Source organism: Pseudomonas sp. GW821-FHT02H06 (assembly GCF_059421525.1).
On the sequence record NZ_JBWKVD010000024.1, the window covers coordinates 14766 to 34842 of the forward strand.

Sequence of the window (20077 nt, forward strand, 5' to 3'; positions counted from 1 at the left end):
GATCAGGCAGCCCTGGCGCGGCTGGCTCGCTGAATCAGCAGACCGGCCAGCGCCGACACCGCCAGCAAGACCACCACCCCGCCATAGACATTCGTGGTGGTCACCAGTCCTGCCGTCTTGATCGACACGCCGGCCAGCAACGCCGGTATGCAAAACGCCAGATAACTCAAGGCCAGAAACGCTGCCATCAGCGCACCCCGCTCGTGGGCGTGGGCCAATGGCAGCAACAGCCGCAGGGCGCCGAGGAAACTCGCCCCGAAGCCAATCCCCGCCACCACGGCGCCGGTGAAGAACAGCCACAGCCAGCCCAGGTTCACCGCCGCCAGAATCACTGAAACCCCGATCGCCAGAAAACTGCAGCCCACCAGCAATGCCAACCGGGGCGCGCGCAGGCGCAGGTTATGGATCGAAATCGCGCCACTGATGGTCAGCGCTGCCACGGCAAAACCGCCGTTGAGTACCGAGGTCGAACCGGTCGCGGCAGTCAGCAGCGACGGGGCCAGCGACAGAAAAAACCCGCCCAGCGCCCAGGCGGCGATGTCCGCGGGCAGCACCAGCAACAGCGTCCCCCTCGCCTGGGCCGGTACGGCGAGCCGCGGCCGCAGGGTTTTCAGCACGCCCGGCTGCGGCGTCACTGTTTCAGCGACCCGCAACAGATACGCCGCCTGCCCGACGAACGCCGCCAGAAGCAAACCATAGGCGAGGCCCATGGGCAGCGGCGCGTATTCCACCAGCGCACTGGTGCCAAGGGCGCCCAATGCCATGCCGAACATCGGCGTGATGCTGTTGAGCAGCGGACCCTGCTGCGCGTCACTGTCGAGCATCGCGGCACCCAACGCGCTGGTGGCGATGCCCGTCGCCACGCCTTGCAGCACCCGCGCAACGATCAGCCAGCTGACGTCGGTGGCAGCGATGAACAGCAGCATCGAGACGATCTCCAGCAGCAGCCCGATGAAGATCACCGGACGGCGACCGAGGTAATCCGACAGAGAGCCGAACATCAGCAGCGTCGCCAACAGGCTCAAAGCGTAGACGGCGAAAACCACCGTCAACAGCGCCGAGGAAAAGCCCCACGCCTGTTGATAGAGGTGGTAAAGCGGCGTCGGCGCACTGGACGCGGCGAAGAAACACAGCAGCACGAAAGCCAGAAATACCAGGTGGCTCCGCCCCCGACCATCGACTTGCGGGTTCTGCAAAGAATCAGACACGAGTACACTCTCCCGAAAAAGCACGCCACTAAAGCTATTAGTTAGCTTTAGCAGTGTGCGAGCAGCGTCTGCTTAAAGCAAATACTTTGTGTTAGGGTCCGCACCATGGCTATCAAAGAAGGCATTCGCACCGGCGGCCGCAGTGCCCGGGTGCAGACATCGATTCACGCGGCGGTCCGCGATCTGCTCCAGGAGCAGGAGCGTTCGGCCCTCAGCGTACCCATGATTGCGGCCCGCGCAGGTGTCACACCGTCCACCATTTACCGGCGCTGGGGCGACCTGACTTCACTGCTGGCAGACGCCGCCGTCGAGCGTCTGCGCCCCGACGAACCGGTGGATTGCGGCAATCTGCGCGATGACCTGCGCACGTGGGTCGAGGTCTATCTCGAAGAAACCAACTCGGCGCCGGGCCGCGAAATGATGCGCGACGTGGTCGCCAGCAGCGCGACCCTGTGCTCGGGAAAGTGCCTGAACATGGTTCGCGATCAACTGCAGATCATCATCGACCGCGCCCGGGAGCGCGGTGAACAGAGTCCTTCGGCGGATGATCTGGTCGATGCCGTCGTCGCACCCATGGTCTACCGCATCTTGTACGCCGAATCGGCGCCGTCCCTTGAGCGCATGCATCAATTGCTGGACCGCTGCCTGAATTAATCCCTCACCCGTCGCGCTCGTCGCAAACGAGCAACGACCGGGTTGACTGGTTATCATGGCCGCCCATTGATCACAGGCGCCCTTCCCCCCATGCACACCCTTGCAGACCTGCGTGCCGGCAAACTGGCAGGCATCACGCGGCTCAATCTCAGTGCCGACCTCAGTGAATTTCCCGAGGAGATTTTCAGCCTCGCCGATTCGCTGGAGGTGCTGGACCTCAGCGGCAATCGGCTGACTGACCTGCCCGCCGACCTGCACCGGCTCAAGCGCCTGAAAATCCTGTTCTGTTCGAATAATCCCTTTACCCGCCTGCCGGAATGCCTGGGCCTGTGCGAGCAGCTGTTCTTCGTCGGCTTCAAGGCCTGCGAGATCGCCGATGTCCCCGTCAACGCGCTGCCGCCTTCGCTGCGCTCTCTGGTGCTGACCGACAACCGTATCGAAACCCTGCCTGAAGCCATCGGCGACTGTGCGCACCTGCAGAAGCTGATGCTCGCGGGCAACCGGCTGCGGCAATTGCCGGAATCACTGGCCCGCTGTCAGCGCCTGGAACTGGTGCGGATCGCGGTCAACGATTTCCATGAACTGCCGCGCTGGTTGCTGGAGATGCCCGCGCTGGCCTGGCTGGCGTTTGCCGGCAATCCGTTGAACGACATCCACACCGAAGCGCCAATCCGGCAGATCCCGTGGCGGCAACTGAAGCTGCAACAGGTGCTGGGCGAAGGCGCGTCCGGGGTGATTCAACAGGCCCAGTGGCGCGGAGACAAGGACGCGGCGGCGCTGGACGTCGCGGTGAAGCTGTACAAGGGCGATGTCACCAGCGACGGCTCGCCGTTGAACGAGATGCAGGCGTGCATTGCGGCGGGTCATCATGCTCATCTGATTCCGGTGCTCGGGCAGATTCTGGACCACCCGCAGGGCGCTCGTGGTCTGGTGATGGAGCTGATTTCGCCTTCCTTCGTGACCCTTGCGCGTCCACCGACCCTTGAATCCTGCACGCGGGACAATTACGTCGACACCCGGCTGACTCTGTCGATCGTGAAGCGTATGGCCGCCGGGATCGCAGCGGCGTGCGCACATTTGCACGGGCATGGGATCAACCACGGTGACCTGTACGGCCACAACATCCTCTGGAACGAAAGTGGGGACAGCCTGCTGGGGGATTTCGGCGCAGCGGCGTTTTACCCGGATGAAGAAACGGGACGCAGGCTGGAGCGCGTTGAAGTGCGCGCGTTCGGGCTATTGCTGGGGGAATTGCTGGACTGCTGCGGGGATAGCGATTCGCAGGTTGCCGGGTTGCGGGAGCTGGAGCGGCGTTGCGTGCAGGCGGATGTGATGCAGCGGCCCGGCTTTGCGGAGATCGAGCAGCAGTTTAGTCAGTAGGACCCAATCCAGAGCACGCCGCATAACCTGTGGGACCGGCTTCAGCCGGGAAGAGGCCAGCGTGGACACCCTCGATTTCGCAGTGTGCCCATCGACGCATTCCCGGCTAAAGCCGGTCCTACAACGACCGATTCAGATAATTGGCCCGGTAGCCTTATCCGGCCAAGCCGACGTACACGTTTTGCACGTCATCGTGGCTGTCGATCGCTTCGAGGAAGGCTTCCACTTCGGCCATCTGCTCGTCGCTCAGGCCTTCAACCGGGTTTTTCGGGCGGTAGCCGATTTTGGCGGATTCAACGGTGAAGCCGAACTCGGGCAGCGCCTTGCACACGGCGTCGAGGTCGGTGGTGTCGGTGTAGAACGTCGCAACGCCCTCTTCGCCTTGTTCAACGTCCTGAGCGCCGGCTTCGATGGCGGCTTCCTCGGCGTCCGCTTCGGGTGATGCAGCAACCGCATCGATCATCCCCAGGTGATCGAAATCCCAGGTAATCGAACCCTCGGCACCCAGTTGTCCCTTGCGGAACAGCACGCGGATTTCCGAGACGGTGCGGTTGATGTTGTCAGTCAGGCATTCAACGATGACCGGCACTTTGTGCGGCGCGAAGCCTTCGTAGGTGAGTTTCTCGAAGTGAACGTGCTCGCCGAGCAAACCGGCGCCTTTCTTGATGGCACGCTCCAGCGTTTCGCGCGGCATCGAGGCTTTCTTGGCCTGCTCGACCACCAGACGCAGGCGCGCGTTCATGTCGGGGTCAGCGCCGGAGCGTGCGGCAATCATGATCTCTTTGGACAGCTTGCCGAAAATACGCCCCTTGGCGTTGGCTGCCGCTTCTTTGTGTTTGACCTTCCACTGTGCGCCCATGATTGCTCTCTTGTTCCGGTGGCGATAAATCGCTCGGATCCGACGCGTCTTGCGCGTCGGGCCGATGGCGATAAACGCTGAAAATAGGGTGATCGAAGATGACAAGCCGGGGGTGAACCTCGGCGACCGGCGCATTTTATACACGCTGGCGCCAGAAGACACCCCTGAGACGCGCCACCGCCCTGACCTGAATCAGCGATGCTTGAACGCCGGTTCGCGCTTCTCGATGAACGCCGCCATGCCTTCCTTCTGGTCCTCGCTGGCAAACGCTGCATGAAACACCCGGCGTTCGAAACGAATCCCTTCGGCCAGGCTAACCTCAAAGGCGCGGTTCACGCTTTCCTTGACCATCATGGCCGCCGGCAACGACTTCGCGGCAATGCCGGCCGCGACGTTGAGCGCCTCCTCCAGCAACTGGTCCTGGGGCACGATGCGCGCGACCAGCCCGGCACGCTCCGCTTCGACGGCGTCGATCAGGCGCCCGGTCAGGCACATTTCCATGGCCTTGGCCTTGCCGACCGCGTGGGTCAGGCGCTGGGTCCCGCCCATGCCCGGCAGCACGCCCAGCTTGATTTCCGGCTGGCCAAAGCGCGCGTTGTCGGCCGCCAGGATGAAGTCGCACATCAGCGCCAACTCGCAGCCCCCGCCCAAGGCAAAGCCCGAGACGGCAGCAATGATCGGCTTGCGGCGACTGGCCACCCGATCGCTGTCACTGAACAGGTCGTCCAGATAGATCTGCGGGTATTTCAGCTCGGCCATTTCCTTGATGTCAGCCCCGGCAGCGAAGGCTTTTGCCGAGCCAGTCAGCACGATGCAGCCGATGCCATGATCGCGTTCCAGCTCATCGAGGGCATGGTTGAGTTCGCTAATTAGCTGCGCATTGAGGGCGTTAAGGGCCTCTGGACGATTGAGGGTCAGGAGTGCAACGCGACCTTTGACATCTTTGCGGATTGTCGTGTAATTCATTGTTTTATAGACCTTTTATTATGTAGAACGCCAGTCAGCCGTTATCACAGATCTAACCTGCGAAACATGGCGCAAGCCATTGATATCAAACGACAAGCTCGACTGCCATTGCCGTTGCTTCGCCGCCGCCGATGCAAATGGCCGCGACACCTCGCTTCAGTCCACGCTGCTTCAACGCCGACAGCAAGGTCACCAGAATCCTCGCCCCCGACGCGCCAATGGGATGGCCCAACGCGCAGGCGCCGCCGTGCACGTTGACCTTGTGATGGGGCAGTTCCAGGCGGGCCATGGTGACCAGCGCGACGACGGCGAAGGCTTCGTTGATCTCGAACAAGTCCACATCCCGGAGGGACCAGCCGGTCTTGCTCATCAGCTTGTCGATCGCGCCCACTGGTGCGGTCGGAAACAGCCCCGGCTCATTGGCGTAAGCGGCGTGGCCATGGATGACCGCCAGCGGCGTGAGGCCACGACGTTGTGCTTCGGACTGGCGCATCAGGGTCAAGGCCGCGGCGCCATCGGAGATCGAGCTTGAGTTGGCGGCTGTCACGGTGCCGCCCTCGCGGAACGCCGGTTTCAGCAACGGGATCTTATCCAGCTTCGCTTTGGGCGGCTGTTCGTCCTGGCGAATGGTCTTGCGCTCCTTGCCGACGGTGACCTCCACCGGGACGATTTCAGCGTCGAACCAGCCGCGCGTCATGGCCTCCTGCGCCCGGGTCAGCGAGGCGACTGCAAAACCGTCCTGGGCTTCCCGACTGAAATTTTCAAGCCCGGCGCACGTCTCGGCAAACGTGCCCATCAAGCGGCCTCGATCGTAGGCGTCTTCGAGGCCGTCGAGGAACATGTGATCGATGATCCGGCCGTGGCCCATGCGGTAACCGCTGCGGGCCTTCTCCAGCAGATACGGCGCGTTGGACATGCTTTCCATGCCACCGGCGATCACCACGTCGGCGCTGCCAGCCAGCAACATGTCGTGGCCAAGAATGGCCGCCTGCATCCCCGACCCGCACATCTTGTTCAGGGTGGTGCACGTCGTGGCCTCGCTGAGCCCGGCGCCCAATGCCGCCTGACGGGCCGGCGCTTGTCCCAGCCCGGCTGGCAATACACAACCGAACAGCACTTCGTCGACCTGCGCGCCATCGATGCCCGCGCGCTCGACGGCGGCGTGGATGGCAGCGGCGCCCAGTTGCGGCGCGGTCAGGCTCTGGAGATCGCCCTGAAAGGCGCCCATGGGCGTGCGCACGGCGCTCACGATCACCACGGGGTCGTCGTTCAACATCTGGCGTTTGTTCAAAGACATGATGGGGTTTCCTCGATTAGCGAGCGGCCATGCGCAAGGCGCCGTCCAGGCGGATCACTTCGCCGTTGAGCATGCTGTTTTCGATGATGTGGCGGGCCAGTGCCGCGTATTCCTCGGGCTTGCCCAGGCGTGGCGGGAATGGCACGCCGGCGGACAGGCTTTCGCGCACTTGCGGGGTCATGCCGGCCATCATGGGGGTTTCGAAAATGCCCGGAGCGATGGTCATGACGCGGATGCCGTAGCGGGCCAGTTCACGGGCGGCGGGCAGGGTCAGGCTGACGATGGCACCCTTCGAGGCCGCGTACGCCGCCTGGCCGATCTGGCCGTCGTAGGCGGCAACCGACGCCGTGTTGATGATGACGCCACGCTCACCGCCGGCATCGCCCGTGCTTTCGGCGATGGCTACAGCGGCGAGGCGTAGCAGGTTGAAGCTGCCGATGAGGTTGACGTTGATCACCCGGCTGAAACTGTCGAGGCCGTGTGGACCTTCTTTGCCGAGGATTTTCTCTGCGCCGACGATGCCGGCGCAGTTGATGACGCCGTTGATCTGGCCAAACGCGCTCAGCGCCGCATCCACCGCGGCCTGAACAGCGCTCTCCTGGGTGATGTCGCTGACGCTGGCGCGGGCCTTGTCGCCCAGTTTTTCCACCTGGGCCGCGAGCGCCTCGGCGTTGACGTCCACCAGCATCACGCTGGCCCCTGCGTCGATGAGCATCTGCGCGGTGGCCGCACCCAGCCCGGACGCGCCGCCACTGACCAGAAATACCTTGCCTTGGATCTGCATGATTGTGTCGTCCTTACACTTTTATTGTTGGAGTGGCGAAATACTCCGCTCTGCCGCGCCGATGAGCAATGGTCAAAGCGCGCAGAACGTCTGGTGGTTTTGGCCAGTGGCGCTTCGTGTTTGCCAGCAGGTCAGGCCTTGGGTTGCAGCAGCGCTGCACCGGCTTGGGCCGACACCCGGCGGTTATCCAGCAGCGCCAAGGCCGCGATCACCGCGACGCCAATAAACGTCAGCTGGAAATCAGCGGTCATCGCCTGCCCGTCGTTGCCATGCAGGGCCATCGCGCCACGCAACAACAGTGCAGCGATCGCGACGCCCAGGCCCATACTCAACTGGAAGCACATGCTGAACATTGTCGACGCATCGCTCATCTGCGTTTTGGGCACGTCGGCGAAACCCAGCGTGTTGAACGCGGTGAACTGCATCGAGCGCGACAGCCCGCCGATGAACAGGATCAGCAGGATCATCGGCCAGCCCATGGCCTGATCGAGCAGCGCGCAGGCGGCAATCGCCGCCACACCGATGCAGCCATTGACCAACAGCACCTGACGAAAGCCCCAGCGCTGCATGATTGCGCTGGTAAAGGGTTTCATCGCCAGGTTGCCCGCAAACACCCCCAGCACCAGCAGCCCGGCGTCGAACGCGGACAGGCCGAAACCCAGCTGAAACATCAGCGGCAGCAGGAACGGCAGCGTGCTGATGGCGATCCGGAACACCGAACCGCCCAGCAGACTGACGCTGAAGGTGCGGATGTGCACCACCGCGACGTTCATCAGCGGCTGCGGATGCCGACGCATGTTGCGCCAGGCCAGCGCGCCGCAGACCATGCCGAGCGCCGTTACCGCAAGTCCCGGCCACTGACTGCCATGGCCCTGCCCCAGCCGTTCCATCCCGAACAACAGCGCCGTGCAGGCCACGCCCAGCAGCAGGAAACCTTTCAGGTCAAACGGCCGAGTGCTGACTTCATTGCGCTTGGGGATGAGGATGAGGGTGGCAATCAGTGCCATGACGCCGAGGGGCAGGTTAAGGTAGAAAATCCACGGCCACGACGCGTGGGTAACGATGAACCCGCCCAGGGGCGGCCCGAGTATCGGCGCCACCAGCCCGGGCCAGGTGATCAGCGAAATGGCCCGCACCAGGTCTTTCTTTTCAGTGGCGCGCATGACAGCGAGGCGCCCGACCGGGACCATCATTGCGCCGCTCATGCCTTGCAGGACCCGGGCGGCGACGAACGTCTCAAGACTGTCGCTGATGCCGCACAGCATCGAAGCCACCGTGAACAGCACGATGGCGCCGCCGAACACCCGGCGTGAACCGAGTCGGTCGGCCAACCAGCCGCTGAGGGGAATGAACGCGGCGATCGCCAGCATGTAAGCGCTCATGCCGATATTCAGGTCCACCGCCGCGACGCAGAAGGTCCGGGCCATTTCCGGCATGGCCGTGGCGATCACCGTGGCGTCAAGGTTTTCCATGAAAAAAGTGACGGCCACCAACAAGGCGATCAGCGTGGATTGGCGTTGCGACATCGTCGGGTCCTCAGGCGAGCGTGGCGTTGAACGTGCCGGGTCACGGCAGCAGGTAGCGCATCACCGAATCACAGATCATCGCCTTCTGCCGCGCCTTGACCGCTTCGTCTTCCAGGTCGATCTGGAAAATCTCGGAAAAGGTATGGCGGTTCGACACCCGATAGAAACAGAACGAGCTCATCAGCATGTGCAGATCAACAGCCTGTACGCCTGGGCGGAACACGCCGTCCTGCTCGCCGCGCCGCAAGGTGTCGTCCAGCGCCTGCAAGACGTTCCGGCTCAGCTCGCGGATGGTCGGAGACTGTTTGACGTTGGCGCCGTTGTGGATGTTTTCGATGCACACGATGCGCACGAAATCGACGTTGCGGTCGTGGTGATCGAAGGTGAATTCCACCAGCCGCCTGACCGCTTCTTCCGGCGCGAGCACGCCGAGGTCAAGGCTGCTTTCCGTGGTGCGAATGTCGCCGTACAGCTTCTCCAGCACTTCGGTGTACAGCTGCTCCTTGCTGTTGAAGTAGTAATAGATCATGCGCTTGGAGGTTTGCGTGCGTTCGGCGATCGCATCAACGCGGGCGCCGGAGAGCCCTTGGGCGACGAACTCGGCGACGGCCGCCTGGAGGATGCCGTCGCGGGTTTTCTCCGGATTGTTCTTGCGGGACTTGCGCGGGGCGTCTACGGGCGCTTCGGCGAGGCTGTCTTCAACGGTTTTCATGCGGGGCTCACGACCACGGTGGAATCGCGGGATTATGGGCTGCGCCTGTGCGTTACGGAAGCGGTGCGTGCCGATGCGCTGCACGTCATCAGAACCGTGCGGAGCCGCTGCGGGCCCTGGCCATTGCCGCCAGGCGCACTGCCGCATTCGCCTCGCCATACCCAGCGTAACCCTTCCTGCGCTGGAGGATTTCAAAACAGAAACGTCCCTCGAACGCCTCGGTGCAGGCGTGAAACAGCTCGCCACCGTCGGCATCGCGGTCATACAGCACGTTGTGGCGCGCCAGTTCGCCAAGGAATGCGTCGTCGAAACCGAACCGCGCCCCCAGGTCATCGTAATAGTTCTGGGGAATGGCCAGCCACGGCACGCCTGCCGCTTTGGCGCGGGCAACCTGGGCGAAGATGTCGTCACAGGCAAAGGCGATGTGATGAACGCCAGAGCCACCGTAGCTCGACAGTGCGTGGGAGATTGCCGTGTTGCCGCGATCCGGCGTGTTCAGCGGCAGGCGCACGTTGCCGCAACGGCTGCGTAACGCCCGGCTCCTCACCAGACCGTGGGGATCAGGCAGCAGCTGGTCGGCATCGGCCACAAAATCCAGCACGCTTTTGTAGAACAGCACCCGGCTGTCCAGGCTGTCGGCCGGCAGCACCATGGCCACATGATCGATGCACTGCAAACCGCTTTGCGTCGGAGACTGCGGGCTCAGGATGAAGTCCCTGTCCCAGCTCGATTGCCCTGGTGCGGCAGGCTCGACCAGGTAAATAAGGCTGCCGTCCGGCGCACGCACCGCCGGGAGCTCCCGATCATCAGGCCCCACCGGCCCCCTGTAGATTTCGGCATTGAACTGACGCGCCCGCTCCAGCGCGTCAGCGCTGTTGTCCACCCGCAACCCCATGGCGCGCAGCGACGGGCCGGGGGCTTCAAGGGCTGAGTCAGCGAAGGAAGCGGCAGCGAAAGGCATCTGAGGTAAGGACAAGCGCTCCGCGTTCAACACGATATTGATATCGCCCTGCCCCAGCATGGTCATGGCTTTGCTGCGGTGCTGACCCAGGGTGCCGAAGCCCAGGCCATGCAGCCAGCTCCCCAGCCGCGCCCCCTGGCCATCCTCCACGGTAAACTCGAGAAACTCGACGCCGTTGCAGGCGCTGGGTGCCGGCGGATGGAACAACACTGACGGCGCGACGGGTCGAGATGGCTGCTCCAGCAGCGCGCGGGTTTGCTCCTCCAGATACAGCAACGAACGCAGGCCGTCGGCGGCGTTGGCCCGAGTGGGCGCGGCGCGAAACACGTCGTTGAAAATCTCCAGCGACAGCGGGCCGGTGTAGCCGCTGCGCAAAATTGCCGCGAGAAAGCCGGGGCAATCGAACTCGCCCTGCCCCGGAAAACACCGGAAATGCCGGCTCCACTCCAGCACGCCCATGTTCAGCAGCGGCGCGTCGGCCATCTGCACGAAGAAGATCTTGTCGCCGGGAATCTGCGCAATCCCGCTCGGATCGCCCTTGAGCGACAGCGTGTGGAAACTGTCGAGCAGCACGCCGAGGGCGGGATGGTCGACCTGCCGGACGAGATCCCAGACCTGCTGCCATGTGTTGATGTGACGTCCCCATGCCAGCCCTTCATAACCCACGCGCAATTGACGCGCCCCAGCCCGCTCGGCGATCGAGCCAAGGTCATCGAGCAGCACGTCTCGCTCGCCCAGGGAATCGCTGGCGGTATTGCTGCACACCAGCATCAAGTCGGTGCCAAGTTCGTGCATCAGGTCGAATTTGCGTTCGGCACGGTCGAGGTTGCGCTGAAGATGCTCGCGGCGACAGCCCTCGAAGTCGCTGAAAGGCTGAAACAGGGTGATAGCGATGCCCAAGTCCGCGCAGAGCTGGCGCACCTGGCGCGGACTGCCGTCGTAACAGAGCAGGTCGTTTTCGAAAATTTCAACACCGTCAAACCCTGCGGCGGCAATGGCTTCCAGCTTTTCCGGCAGGGTGCCGCTCAAGGAAACGGTGGCGATCGATCGCTGCATGCGGGGGTGGCTCCTGAATAATCACATGGCGCCCGGCACGATGATGGGGCTCGAACCGGGCGGGCGTTCATGGGATTATTCGCGCCGCTGCATGGGACATCAACTGAAATGAACCATACGGTTAGTTTTATGACGCTATGCGGGGCCAAGGCCTTGGCCGCGCGGACATCACCATAACAATTTCAAAACAGGCTTGATGCTTATGCGGTCCCCTTCTGCTTCGCCTGCCCCGGTCGCCTCCCACCCTGCGCCCCCCCACGCCAGTGTGAGCGAAAAAATTCGCGGCGCCCTGGCCGTCGGCAAAACCCGTTGGGGCATGCTGGCACTGGTGTTCTTCGCCACCACCCTGAACTACATCGACCGCGCCGCACTCGGCGTGATGCAACCGATCCTGGCGAAGCAAATGAGCTGGACGGCGATGGATTACGCCAACATCAACTTCTGGTTTCAGGTCGGTTACGCCATCGGTTTTCTGCTGCAGGGGCGTTTCATCGATCGGGTCGGCGTCAAGCGCGCATTCTTTCTGGCGGTGCTGCTGTGGAGTGTTGCGACGGGCGCCCATGGCCTGGCCACTTCGGCAGCGGGCTTCATGGTCTGCCGGTTCATTCTCGGCCTGACCGAAGCGGCAAATTACCCGGCCTGCGTCAAGGTCACCCGGGTGTGGTTCCCGGCCGGCGAACGCGCCGTGGCCACCGGCATATTCAACGCCGGCACCAACGTCGGTGCGATGGTCACGCCCGCCCTGTTGCCGCTGATCCTCACGGTGTGGGGCTGGCAGGCGGCGTTCATCTGCATGGGCGCGCTGGGGCTGGTCTGGGTCATCACCTGGCGGCTGACGTATTTCAATCCGCAGGAACATCCCACCGTGCGCGCCAGTGAGCGGGCCTACATCAATAGCGAGGCCGAGCCTGAGACCGAGACTGAAGCGGAGAAAGTACCGCTCTCGCGGATCCTGAAGATGCGCGGCACCTGGGCCTTCGCCCTCGCCTACGCCCTCACCGCGCCGGTGTTCTGGTTCTATCTGTACTGGCTGCCGCCGTTTCTGAATCAGCAATACAACCTGGGCATCAGCGTGACGCAGATGGGCATTCCGCTGATGCTGATCTGGCTGACCGCCGATTTCGGCAGCATCGGCGGCGGCATTCTCTCCTCGTGGCTGATCGGCCGGGGCATGCGCCCGATGACTGCGCGCTTGCTGTCGATGCTGATTTTTGCGATGACGATCATTGGCGTGGTGTTCGCCGCCAACGCCAGCGGTCTCTGGGTGGCGGTGCTGGCGATCGCTCTGGCGGTGGGTGCGCATCAGGCCTGGACGGCGAACATCTGGAGCCTGGTCATGGATTACACGCCACGGCACATGATCAGCACCGTGTTCGGCTTCGGCGGCATGTGCGCGGCCATCGGCGGCATGTTCATGACGCAGATCGTCGGCGCCGTCCTGACCGCGACCCACAACAACTACAGCGTGCTGTTCACCCTGATCCCGGTGATGTACTTCATTGCGCTGATCTGGATGTATTTCATGGCGCCGCGCAAATCATGAAGCCGCTGTCGTCAGCCACCCTTCTTGCGCTGTTGCCACGCCGCCGCCAGGCCGCTGAGGCAGATGATCGCAATGCCGGCCTGGGCGACAAGGGATGGTGAGTGGTTGAAGACGATGTAGCCCCACAGCCCGGCGAAGACGATCTGGCAGTAACCGAACGGCGCCAGCATGGCCGGCGCGGCGAAGCGGAAGGCCTGGGTCAGCATCAGGTGCGCGACCATGCCGCAGGTGCCCAGCGCCAGCATGAAGGGGATGTGTTTCCACTCCGGCGACTGCCAGAAGAACGGCACGATGGCGCTCATCAACAGGCTGTTGAACAGCCCGGCGAAGAAGTTGCTAGTGGTCGGGCTGTCGTGGGCCGCGACCAGACGGGTCAGCAGCTGATAGCAGGCGAAACAGAACGCCGAGCCCAGCGGCAGCAACACCGCCGGCCGAAACAACTCGCCACCGGGATGCACGATGACCAGTACCCCGCTGAAACCCACCAGCACGGCGATCCATTGCCCGCGGCTGACCGTCTCCTTGAGCAGTGGCACCGACAGCGCCGTGACCAGCAGCGGCGCGAGGAAGTTGACCGCCGTCGCTTCGGCAATCGGGATGAACATCAGGCCACTGGTGAACAACAGACTGGTGCCCAGCAGGCACACCGCGCGCAACGCCTGCAAGCCCGGGCGCTTGGTGCGCAATACGCGCAGGCCGGACGACGGCATGAAAATGCAGGCCATCAGCCCGGTGTGCACCACATAGCGCACCCAGACCACCATCATGATCGGGTAGATGCCGGAGAGGTATTTGGACAGCGTGTCGTGACTGGAAAACAGAAAGGTCGCAAACAGGATCAGTGCGATGCCTTTCAATGGCTGGTTGACGCCGGAGAGTGGCGTGCTGGTGGTGCTCATCTGCGTTCCTTTGGCCTTGCGTGAATGCGGGTCTGTCCCTTGCCGTGTCGAGCGCCGGCCTTTCGTCGAGGAATCCAGTGTCAGCAAGAATATAGAAGGCGTCGCCGGAGCACCAAGCAAACATGACCGCCCGGGCGTTTTTCTGACTCTCAGGATCAGGCCTTTCCGCTCGCCCGGATTTGCCGCAGACTGCCGCTCTCGTTGGCTCGAAACGGACGCTCAGTGGACCGCATTCAGGAAATGACCCTTTTTGCCGCCGTCGCCGAAGGCCCCAGCTTCGCGGCGGTGTCGCGCAATCTGAATGTGTCCACGGCCACCGTGACCCGCGCCGTCGCGCAACTGGAAGCGCGGCTCGGCACCTTGCTGATCGTGCGCACCACCCGGCAGTTGCGCCTGACCGAAGCCGGCGTCCGCTTCGCCGACGACTGCCGGCGCCTGCTGGCCGATCTGCACGAAGCCGAAAGCGCCGCCGCCGGCATCCATGCCACGCCGCGCGGGTTGCTGACCATTACCGCGCCGCAGGTGTTCGGCGATTTGCACGTCACGCCGGTCATGACCGACTACCTGAGTCAGCACCCGGAGGTGCAGATCCGGGGCCTGTTGATGGACCGGATTGCCGGCCAACTGGAAGAAGGCATCGACGTGTCGGTGCGCATCGGCGAGATGCCCGACTCGTCGATGACGGCCATTCAGGTCGGCACCGTACGGCGCATGGTCTGCGCCTCCCCCGCTTATCTCGCCGCCCACGGCACGCCCCGGCACCCCCACGAACTCATTGAGCGCGAGACCGTTTCTGTGATGATCACCGGCCGCAGCCCCGCGTGGAGCTTCCGCATCGAAGGCCAGCACCAGGAAGTGAAAGTGCAGTCGCGGCTGTCGATGACTTCGTTCACCGCCTCCATTCATGCCGCCATTGATGGCTGGGGGCTGACCCAGGTGCCGTCCTATCAGATTCGCCGACACCTGCAGGCGGGCACCTTGTGCGCCGTGCTCGAAGACTTCGAGGTCACGCCGATGCCGGTTTACGTGGTCTACGTCGAGGGGCGACGGGGGTCATCCAAGGTGCGCTCGTTCGTTGATTTCTGCGTGCAGCGTTTGCGCGCGGACCTGCATTACAGCGCCGGGCCGGGTTGATGGCGGGACACTCCCACAAGTCCTGCACCCACCGAAAATCCCGAGCCGAACACCACCCCGTGGGAGTCGAGCTTGCTCGCGAAGGCTTACTTTCAGTCCCCAGAAAAGTGGCTGAATGCATCGACTTCTTCGTGAGCAAGGTGGAGCGCCACCCCGGTCTCTCCCTACCTACTGAAATAGGGTTAGAGTGGTCGCGCTGGCTCCGTCATCCTTCGACACAGCAACAAAAGGAACGGGGCGCTTTCCATCAATTGCCTGAAGGAAGACCCGCGTGAATCCATCGTCTCACCCAGCGAACATTGCCGAATTGATCGTCGCCGCCATGGGCGCCGGTCAGAAAATCACTGAAATCCGTCCTGAATACGTGCCCGACGATGCGGCCAGTGCCTACGCGCTGCAACGCGAGATTCTGCGTCTGCGCGACACCACCGTGGGCGGCTGGAAGGTTGGCGCCAAGTCGCCGACCGGGCCAATCAATGGCGCGCTGTTGCCGGACGACGGTATTTTTGCCAGCGGCAGCCAGGTTGAGTGCGTCGACTATCCTTCGCCGATTCTGGAGCTGGAGATCGCGTTTCGTCTTGGCCGCGAATTCACCCCTCGCGACGAGGCGTATTCGGATGAAGACGTGCTGAGCAGCATCGCGACGATGGGCGCGACCATTGAAGTGGTGTCGAGCCGGTTCGCGGCCTGGCCGAAGATCGAGCCATTGCTGGCCCTGGGCGACCTGCTCAACCATGGGGCGTTGGTCATCGGTGAGTTTGTCGACTACGACGCCAGCTTTCCGTTTGTCGAGCCTGCGCTGAGCTTCACTTATGGCGATGAAGACATTGTGCCGGGCGATGGAGCGAATCCGGCCGGTGACCCTCGGCGGTTGCTGCCGTGGCTGGTCAATCACCACACGCAGAATGGGTTGAGCGTGACGCCGGAGATGGTGATTACGACCGGTTCCTATACCGGGATGTACAAGACCCGAGGGCCGGGTCTGGCGGTTGGCGAGATTCGCGGGCTGCCACCGGTGTCGGTGGAGTTGATTTAGGTTCCTCGATCGCCATTGGTGGGACCGGCTGAAGCCGGGGAGACGTCGGTGCATCCAACCTATCTTCAGCGCCAGTTACGGCCCCTTCCCGGCTAAAGCCGGTCCCACTAAAAGCAGCGTGCGCCTTCTGGCCTGTTCCCGACTGAAGCCGGTCCCACTAAAAGCAGCGCGCGCTTTCTGGGCTGTTCCCGACTGAGGCCGGTCCTACCAAAAGCAGCGTGCGCTTTCTGGCCTGTTCCCGGCTGAAGTTGGTCATGCCGACCGCGCACGACCTGTGGGACCGGCTTTAGCCGGGAAGCCTTTGATTTGGGTGCTTCGGGGATCGTTGCTCATCCCTGGTGCCAATACCCCGGCCGGTTGTAGACCTCTTTCAGAAACGCGATAAAAAACCGCACTTTCGCCGGCAGGTAATGCTGCTGCGGGTACACGCCCTGGATGTCGTAGCTGGGCAAGGCGAATTCGTCCAGCACGGTGACCAGCGCGCCACTTTCAACCTCGTTCTGAATCTCCCACGTCGAGCGCCAGCTCAGGCCCAGCCCGCGCTTGGCCCAGTCATACAACAGCTCGCCATCGTTGCAGTACAGGTTGCCCGCAACCTTGATCGCCACCGGCTTGCCCTCGCGCTGAAACGTCCAGCCGCGATGCTGCCCGCCCTGCAGGTTGAACGACAGGCAATTGTGCTGCGCCAGGTCCTCAAGCACCTGGGGAAACCCATGCTCGGCGAAATACGCCGGAGAGCCACAGACCACGCGTTTATTGGCGTACAGCTTGATGGCGACGTAGTTCGGGTCCAGCACCTCGCCGATGCGGATGCTCATGTCATAACCCTCACGCACCAGATCAACCACGTTGTCAGTGAGGTTGAATGACAGCTGCAAATCCGGAAACCGCGCCTGGAATTCCGGCGCATGGGGCGCCACGTGCTGACGGCCAAACCCGGCGGGCGCCGAGACCACCAGATGGCCCCGCACGCTGCTTTCGTTCTCGCTGATGCTGGCGTCCAGCTCCTCGAACGACTGCAACACCAGCTTGGCGTTCTCCAGGTACGACTCGCCGGCATCGGTCAGGGTCAGGCCCCGCGTCGAGCGATGAATCAGCTTTACGCCCAGGCGATCCTCCAGCGCGCTCAATCTCCGGCCCATGATCACCGGCGTCACCCCCTCCGCCAGCGCCGCGGCGGCAAAACTGCCACGGGTGGCCACCAGGACGTAGCTGCGCAATTCCGTATAGCGATCCATTCGATACTCCAGATACCGATAGAACGGATAAAAACAGCCATTCACAAAACATCGGATTCAAATCAGGCTGTTTACGTACAAAAACTATCGAGTTCAGGAGACTAACAAATGACCGTCATGAGAGCCATCGAAGCCGCCGTTCTGGTGATGCGTCGCGAAGGCGTCGACACCGCCTTCGGTATTCCGGGCGCTGCGATCAACCCGCTGTACGCCGCCTTCAAGAAACTCGGCGGCATTGACCACGTGCTGGCGCGCCACGTCGAAGGCGCTTCGCACATGGCCGAGGGTTACACCCGCGCCATCGCCGGCAATATCGGCGTGTGCATCGGCACCTCGGGCCCGGCCGGCACCGACATGATCACCGGTCTGTATTCAGCCTCCGCCGACTCGATTCCGATTCTGTGCATCACCGGCCAGGCGCCGCGCGCACGGATGCACAAGGAAGACTTCCAGGCCGTGGACATCGCCAGCATCGCCGCGCCGGTGGCCAAGTGGGCGACCACGGTCATGGAGCCGGGCCAGGTGCCCTATGTGTTCCAGAAAGCCTTTCAGTTGATGCGCAGCGGCCGACCCGGTCCGGTGTTGATCGACCTGCCCTTCGACGTGCAGATGGCCGAGATCGAATTTGACATCGACGCCTACGAACCGCTGCCGGTGGTCAAGCCCCAGGCCAGCCGCAAGCAGATTGAAAAAGCCCTGGCGATGCTCAACGCCTCCGAGCGTCCGCTGATCGTGGCCGGCGGCGGCATCATCAACGCCGATGCGTCGGACGCGCTGGTGGAGTTCGCCGAGCTGACCGGCATTCCGGTGATCCCGACGCTGATGGGCTGGGGCACGATCCCCGACGATCATCCGCAGATGGCCGGCATGGTCGGGCTGCAGACCTCTCACCGCTACGGCAACGCGACGATGCTGGCGTCCGATCTGGTCCTCGGCATCGGCAACCGCTGGGCCAACCGCCACACCGGCACCGTGTCGGTGTACAGCGAAGGGCGCACGTTCATCCACGTCGACATCGAACCGACGCAGATCGGCCGTGTGCTGACGCCGGATCTGGGCATCGTTTCCGACGCCGGCGCAGCGCTGGAGATGTTCATCGAAGTGGCGCGCGAGTGGCACACCGCCGGCAAGCTGAAGGACCGCAGCCAGTGGCTCGCCAGTTGCCAGGAACGCAAGCGCACGCTGCAGCGCAAGACCCATTACGAGAACATCCCGGTCAAGCCGCAGCGGGTGTACGAGGAGATGAATCAGTATTTCGGCAAGGACACCTGCTACATCAGCACCATCGGCCTGTCGCAGATTGCCGGCGCGCAATTCCTCCACGTCTACAAACCGCGTCACTGGATCAACTGCGGACAGGCCGGGCCGCTGGGCTGGACCATTCCGGCGGCGCTGGGCGTGGTCAAGGCCGACCCGAGCCGCCAGGTGGTCGCGCTGTCGGGGGATTACGATTTCCAGTTCATGATCGAAGAGCTCGCCGTCGGTGCGCAGTTCAAGCTGCCGTACATCCACTTGGTGGTGAACAACTCGTACCTGGGCCTCATCCGTCAGGCCCAGCGCAATTTCGACATCGATTACTGCGTGCAGCTGGCGTTCGACAACATCAACGCGCCTGAGCTGGAAGGCTATGGCGTCGATCACGTCGCGGTTGCCGAGGGCCTCGGCTGCAAGGCTATCCGCGTCCTTGACGCGGCGCACCTGCAGGCCGCCTTCGCCGAAGCGTCGAGCCTGATGCAGCAGTACCGCGTGCCGGTGGTGGTGGAGATCATTCTCGAACGCGTCACCAACATTGCGATGGGCACCGAGATCAACGCCATCAATGAATTCGAGTCCCTGGCCGAGAGCGGCGCCGACGCCCCCACCGCCATCAGCCTGCTGGACTGATCGCGCCTGGTTGCTCCAAACAAGAGCTCCCAACACGAACCCGGAACACGAACAAGGAGTACGTCATGCCCCGTTTATGCGCCAACCTGTCGATGCTGTTCACCGAGCTGGCATTTCTGCAACGTTTCGAAGCCGCCGCCGACGCCGGGTTCAGCGGCGTCGAGTACCTGTTTCCCTATGACTTCAGCTCCGCCCAGATCAAGGCCGAGCTGGACCGCAACCGCCTCACTCAAGTGCTGTTCAACTTGCCAGCCGGGGACTGGGCCAAGGGCGAGCGCGGCATCGCCTGTCACCCCGACCGGGTCGAGGAGTTCTATGCCGGCGTTGACCTGGCCATTGCGTACGCCAAGGTCCTGGGCAACACCCAGATCAATTGCCTGGCGGGGATCAAGCCCCAGGGATTCGACGACGGGCTGATCGAGAAGACCTTCGTCGACAACCTCAAATACGCCGCCGACCGCCTGCAAGCCCAGGGCATTGATCTCGTGATGGAAATGATCAACACCCTGGACATTCCGGGGTTCTACCTGAACACCACCGCCCAGGCGCTGGCGATTCGCGAGAAGGTCGGCAGCCGCAATCTGTCGCTGCAATACGACATCTACCACATGCAAATCATGGAAGGCGACCTGGCCCGCACCCTCGAAAATCACCTGCCGGCGATCCGTCACGTGCAACTGGCGGACAACCCGGGGCGCCACGAACCGGGCACCGGCGAGATCAACTACGGCTTTCTGTTCAAGCACCTGGACCGGCTGGGTTATCGCGGCTGGATCGGCTGTGAATACAAGCCGCTGACCACCACCGAAGCCGGGCTTGGGTGGCTGAAAACCCATAATTTGATCTGATACCGATTCTTGTAGGAGTGAGCTTGCTCGCGATTGCGGTGGGCTGTTGACGATGCGGTGGCTGATAAATCGCATCGCGAGCAAGCTCACTC

17 protein-coding genes are annotated in these 20077 nt (G+C 63.0%); 7 read left to right on the top strand and 10 right to left on the bottom strand.

Annotated features, from left to right (window positions below; genetic code table 11):
• Positions 1–2: 2 nt before the first annotated feature.
• Positions 3–1208 carry an MFS transporter gene (locus tag AC07VF_RS25070; protein ID WP_495010045.1) on the bottom strand — a complete coding sequence of 402 codons (1206 nt, stop codon included), beginning with the start codon at positions 1206–1208 and terminating at the stop codon, positions 3–5.
• 105 nt (positions 1209–1313) lie between these two features.
• Here AC07VF_RS25070 and AC07VF_RS25075 point away from each other — a divergent pair, with 105 nt between their 5' ends.
• Together AC07VF_RS25075 and AC07VF_RS25080 are read left to right on the top strand one after the other, a co-directional pair.
• Positions 1314–1862, top strand: a complete 549-nt coding sequence (locus AC07VF_RS25075) for a TetR/AcrR family transcriptional regulator (RefSeq protein WP_192173925.1) — start codon at positions 1314–1316, stop codon at positions 1860–1862.
• Between the two features lie 90 nt (positions 1863–1952).
• Positions 1953–3242, top strand: a complete 1290-nt coding sequence (locus AC07VF_RS25080) for a leucine-rich repeat-containing protein kinase family protein (protein WP_495010046.1) — start codon at positions 1953–1955, stop codon at positions 3240–3242.
• Positions 3243–3396: 154 nt separating this feature from the next.
• On the opposite strand, the gene AC07VF_RS25085 is transcribed toward AC07VF_RS25080, so the two are convergent.
• From AC07VF_RS25085 to AC07VF_RS25115, 7 genes are all read right to left on the bottom strand, one after another.
• Positions 3397–4101: a YebC/PmpR family DNA-binding transcriptional regulator gene (locus AC07VF_RS25085; RefSeq protein ID WP_192173927.1), complete on the bottom strand. Its 705-nt coding sequence runs from the start codon at positions 4099–4101 to the stop codon at positions 3397–3399.
• Between the two features lie 192 nt (positions 4102–4293).
• The gene (locus tag AC07VF_RS25090; RefSeq protein ID WP_346630407.1) at positions 4294–5067 is read right to left on the bottom strand and encodes an enoyl-CoA hydratase; all 774 of its coding nucleotides are present in this window, start codon (positions 5065–5067) and stop codon (positions 4294–4296) included.
• An 85-nt stretch (positions 5068–5152) separates the two neighbouring features.
• Entirely contained in the window at positions 5153–6343 is a 1191-nt protein-coding gene (locus AC07VF_RS25095; protein ID WP_495010065.1) for an acetyl-CoA C-acyltransferase, read from the bottom strand.
• 37 nt (positions 6344–6380) lie between these two features.
• Entirely contained in the window at positions 6381–7148 is a 768-nt protein-coding gene (locus tag AC07VF_RS25100; protein ID WP_495010047.1) for a 3-hydroxyacyl-CoA dehydrogenase, read from the bottom strand.
• A 131-nt stretch (positions 7149–7279) separates the two neighbouring features.
• Complete coding sequence (locus tag AC07VF_RS25105; protein ID WP_495010048.1) at positions 7280–8674, bottom strand: DHA2 family efflux MFS transporter permease subunit; 1395 nt, start codon at positions 8672–8674, stop codon at positions 7280–7282.
• A 40-nt stretch (positions 8675–8714) separates the two neighbouring features.
• Complete coding sequence (locus AC07VF_RS25110; protein ID WP_495010049.1) at positions 8715–9386, bottom strand: TetR/AcrR family transcriptional regulator; 672 nt, start codon at positions 9384–9386, stop codon at positions 8715–8717.
• 88 nt (positions 9387–9474) lie between these two features.
• Positions 9475–11403, bottom strand: a complete 1929-nt coding sequence (locus tag AC07VF_RS25115; RefSeq protein WP_495010050.1) for a bifunctional sugar phosphate isomerase/epimerase/4-hydroxyphenylpyruvate dioxygenase family protein — start codon at positions 11401–11403, stop codon at positions 9475–9477.
• Between the two features lie 202 nt (positions 11404–11605).
• Here AC07VF_RS25115 and AC07VF_RS25120 point away from each other — a divergent pair, with 202 nt between their 5' ends.
• Positions 11606–12946 carry an MFS transporter gene (locus AC07VF_RS25120; protein ID WP_192173933.1) on the top strand — a complete coding sequence of 447 codons (1341 nt, stop codon included), beginning with the start codon at positions 11606–11608 and terminating at the stop codon, positions 12944–12946.
• A gap of 11 nt (positions 12947–12957) precedes the next feature.
• Here the strand turns inward: AC07VF_RS25120 and AC07VF_RS25125 are convergent, their stop codons facing one another.
• A complete protein-coding gene (locus tag AC07VF_RS25125; protein ID WP_192173934.1) occupies positions 12958–13845 on the bottom strand; it encodes a DMT family transporter in 888 nt (295 codons plus the stop codon).
• A gap of 222 nt (positions 13846–14067) precedes the next feature.
• Between AC07VF_RS25125 and AC07VF_RS25130 the strand changes: the two genes are divergently transcribed.
• Together AC07VF_RS25130 and AC07VF_RS25135 are read left to right on the top strand one after the other, a co-directional pair.
• The gene (locus tag AC07VF_RS25130) at positions 14068–14979 is read left to right on the top strand and encodes a LysR family transcriptional regulator (protein WP_495010051.1); all 912 of its coding nucleotides are present in this window, start codon (positions 14068–14070) and stop codon (positions 14977–14979) included.
• 271 nt (positions 14980–15250) lie between these two features.
• The gene (locus AC07VF_RS25135) at positions 15251–16015 is read left to right on the top strand and encodes a 2-keto-4-pentenoate hydratase (protein WP_495010052.1); all 765 of its coding nucleotides are present in this window, start codon (positions 15251–15253) and stop codon (positions 16013–16015) included.
• 329 nt (positions 16016–16344) lie between these two features.
• Here the strand turns inward: AC07VF_RS25135 and AC07VF_RS25140 are convergent, their stop codons facing one another.
• The gene (locus tag AC07VF_RS25140) at positions 16345–17253 is read right to left on the bottom strand and encodes a LysR family transcriptional regulator (protein ID WP_495010053.1); all 909 of its coding nucleotides are present in this window, start codon (positions 17251–17253) and stop codon (positions 16345–16347) included.
• 108 nt (positions 17254–17361) lie between these two features.
• Between AC07VF_RS25140 and gcl the strand changes: the two genes are divergently transcribed.
• Positions 17362–19137: a glyoxylate carboligase gene (gene gcl / locus AC07VF_RS25145; RefSeq protein WP_495010054.1), complete on the top strand. Its 1776-nt coding sequence runs from the start codon at positions 17362–17364 to the stop codon at positions 19135–19137.
• A 65-nt stretch (positions 19138–19202) separates the two neighbouring features.
• Entirely contained in the window at positions 19203–19985 is a 783-nt protein-coding gene (hyi, locus tag AC07VF_RS25150; protein ID WP_423571288.1) for a hydroxypyruvate isomerase, read from the top strand.
• The last annotated feature ends 92 nt before the right edge of the window (positions 19986–20077 follow it).

Bases quoted from the DNA above. Each gene is read 5' to 3' on its own strand.
- AC07VF_RS25140 (WP_495010053.1), bottom strand. From the start codon at position 17,253: ATGGATCGCTATACGGAATTGCGCAGCTACGTCCTGGTGGCCACCCGT.
- AC07VF_RS25110 (WP_495010049.1), bottom strand. From the start codon at position 9,386: ATGAAAACCGTTGAAGACAGCCTCGCCGAAGCGCCCGTAGACGCCCCG.
- AC07VF_RS25105 (WP_495010048.1), bottom strand. From the start codon at position 8,674: ATGTCGCAACGCCAATCCACGCTGATCGCCTTGTTGGTGGCCGTCACT.
- AC07VF_RS25080 (WP_495010046.1), top strand. From the start codon at position 1,953: ATGCACACCCTTGCAGACCTGCGTGCCGGCAAACTGGCAGGCATCACG.
- AC07VF_RS25075 (WP_192173925.1), top strand. From the start codon at position 1,314: ATGGCTATCAAAGAAGGCATTCGCACCGGCGGCCGCAGTGCCCGGGTG.
- AC07VF_RS25095 (WP_495010065.1), bottom strand. From the start codon at position 6,343: ATGTTGAACGACGACCCCGTGGTGATCGTGAGCGCCGTGCGCACGCCC.
- gcl (WP_495010054.1), top strand. From the start codon at position 17,362: ATGACCGTCATGAGAGCCATCGAAGCCGCCGTTCTGGTGATGCGTCGC.
- AC07VF_RS25125 (WP_192173934.1), bottom strand. From the start codon at position 13,845: ATGAGCACCACCAGCACGCCACTCTCCGGCGTCAACCAGCCATTGAAA.
- AC07VF_RS25115 (WP_495010050.1), bottom strand. From the start codon at position 11,403: ATGCAGCGATCGATCGCCACCGTTTCCTTGAGCGGCACCCTGCCGGAA.
- hyi (WP_423571288.1), top strand. From the start codon at position 19,203: ATGCCCCGTTTATGCGCCAACCTGTCGATGCTGTTCACCGAGCTGGCA.
- AC07VF_RS25090 (WP_346630407.1), bottom strand. From the start codon at position 5,067: ATGAATTACACGACAATCCGCAAAGATGTCAAAGGTCGCGTTGCACTC.
- AC07VF_RS25085 (WP_192173927.1), bottom strand. From the start codon at position 4,101: ATGGGCGCACAGTGGAAGGTCAAACACAAAGAAGCGGCAGCCAACGCC.
- AC07VF_RS25120 (WP_192173933.1), top strand. From the start codon at position 11,606: ATGCGGTCCCCTTCTGCTTCGCCTGCCCCGGTCGCCTCCCACCCTGCG.
- AC07VF_RS25100 (WP_495010047.1), bottom strand. From the start codon at position 7,148: ATGCAGATCCAAGGCAAGGTATTTCTGGTCAGTGGCGGCGCGTCCGGG.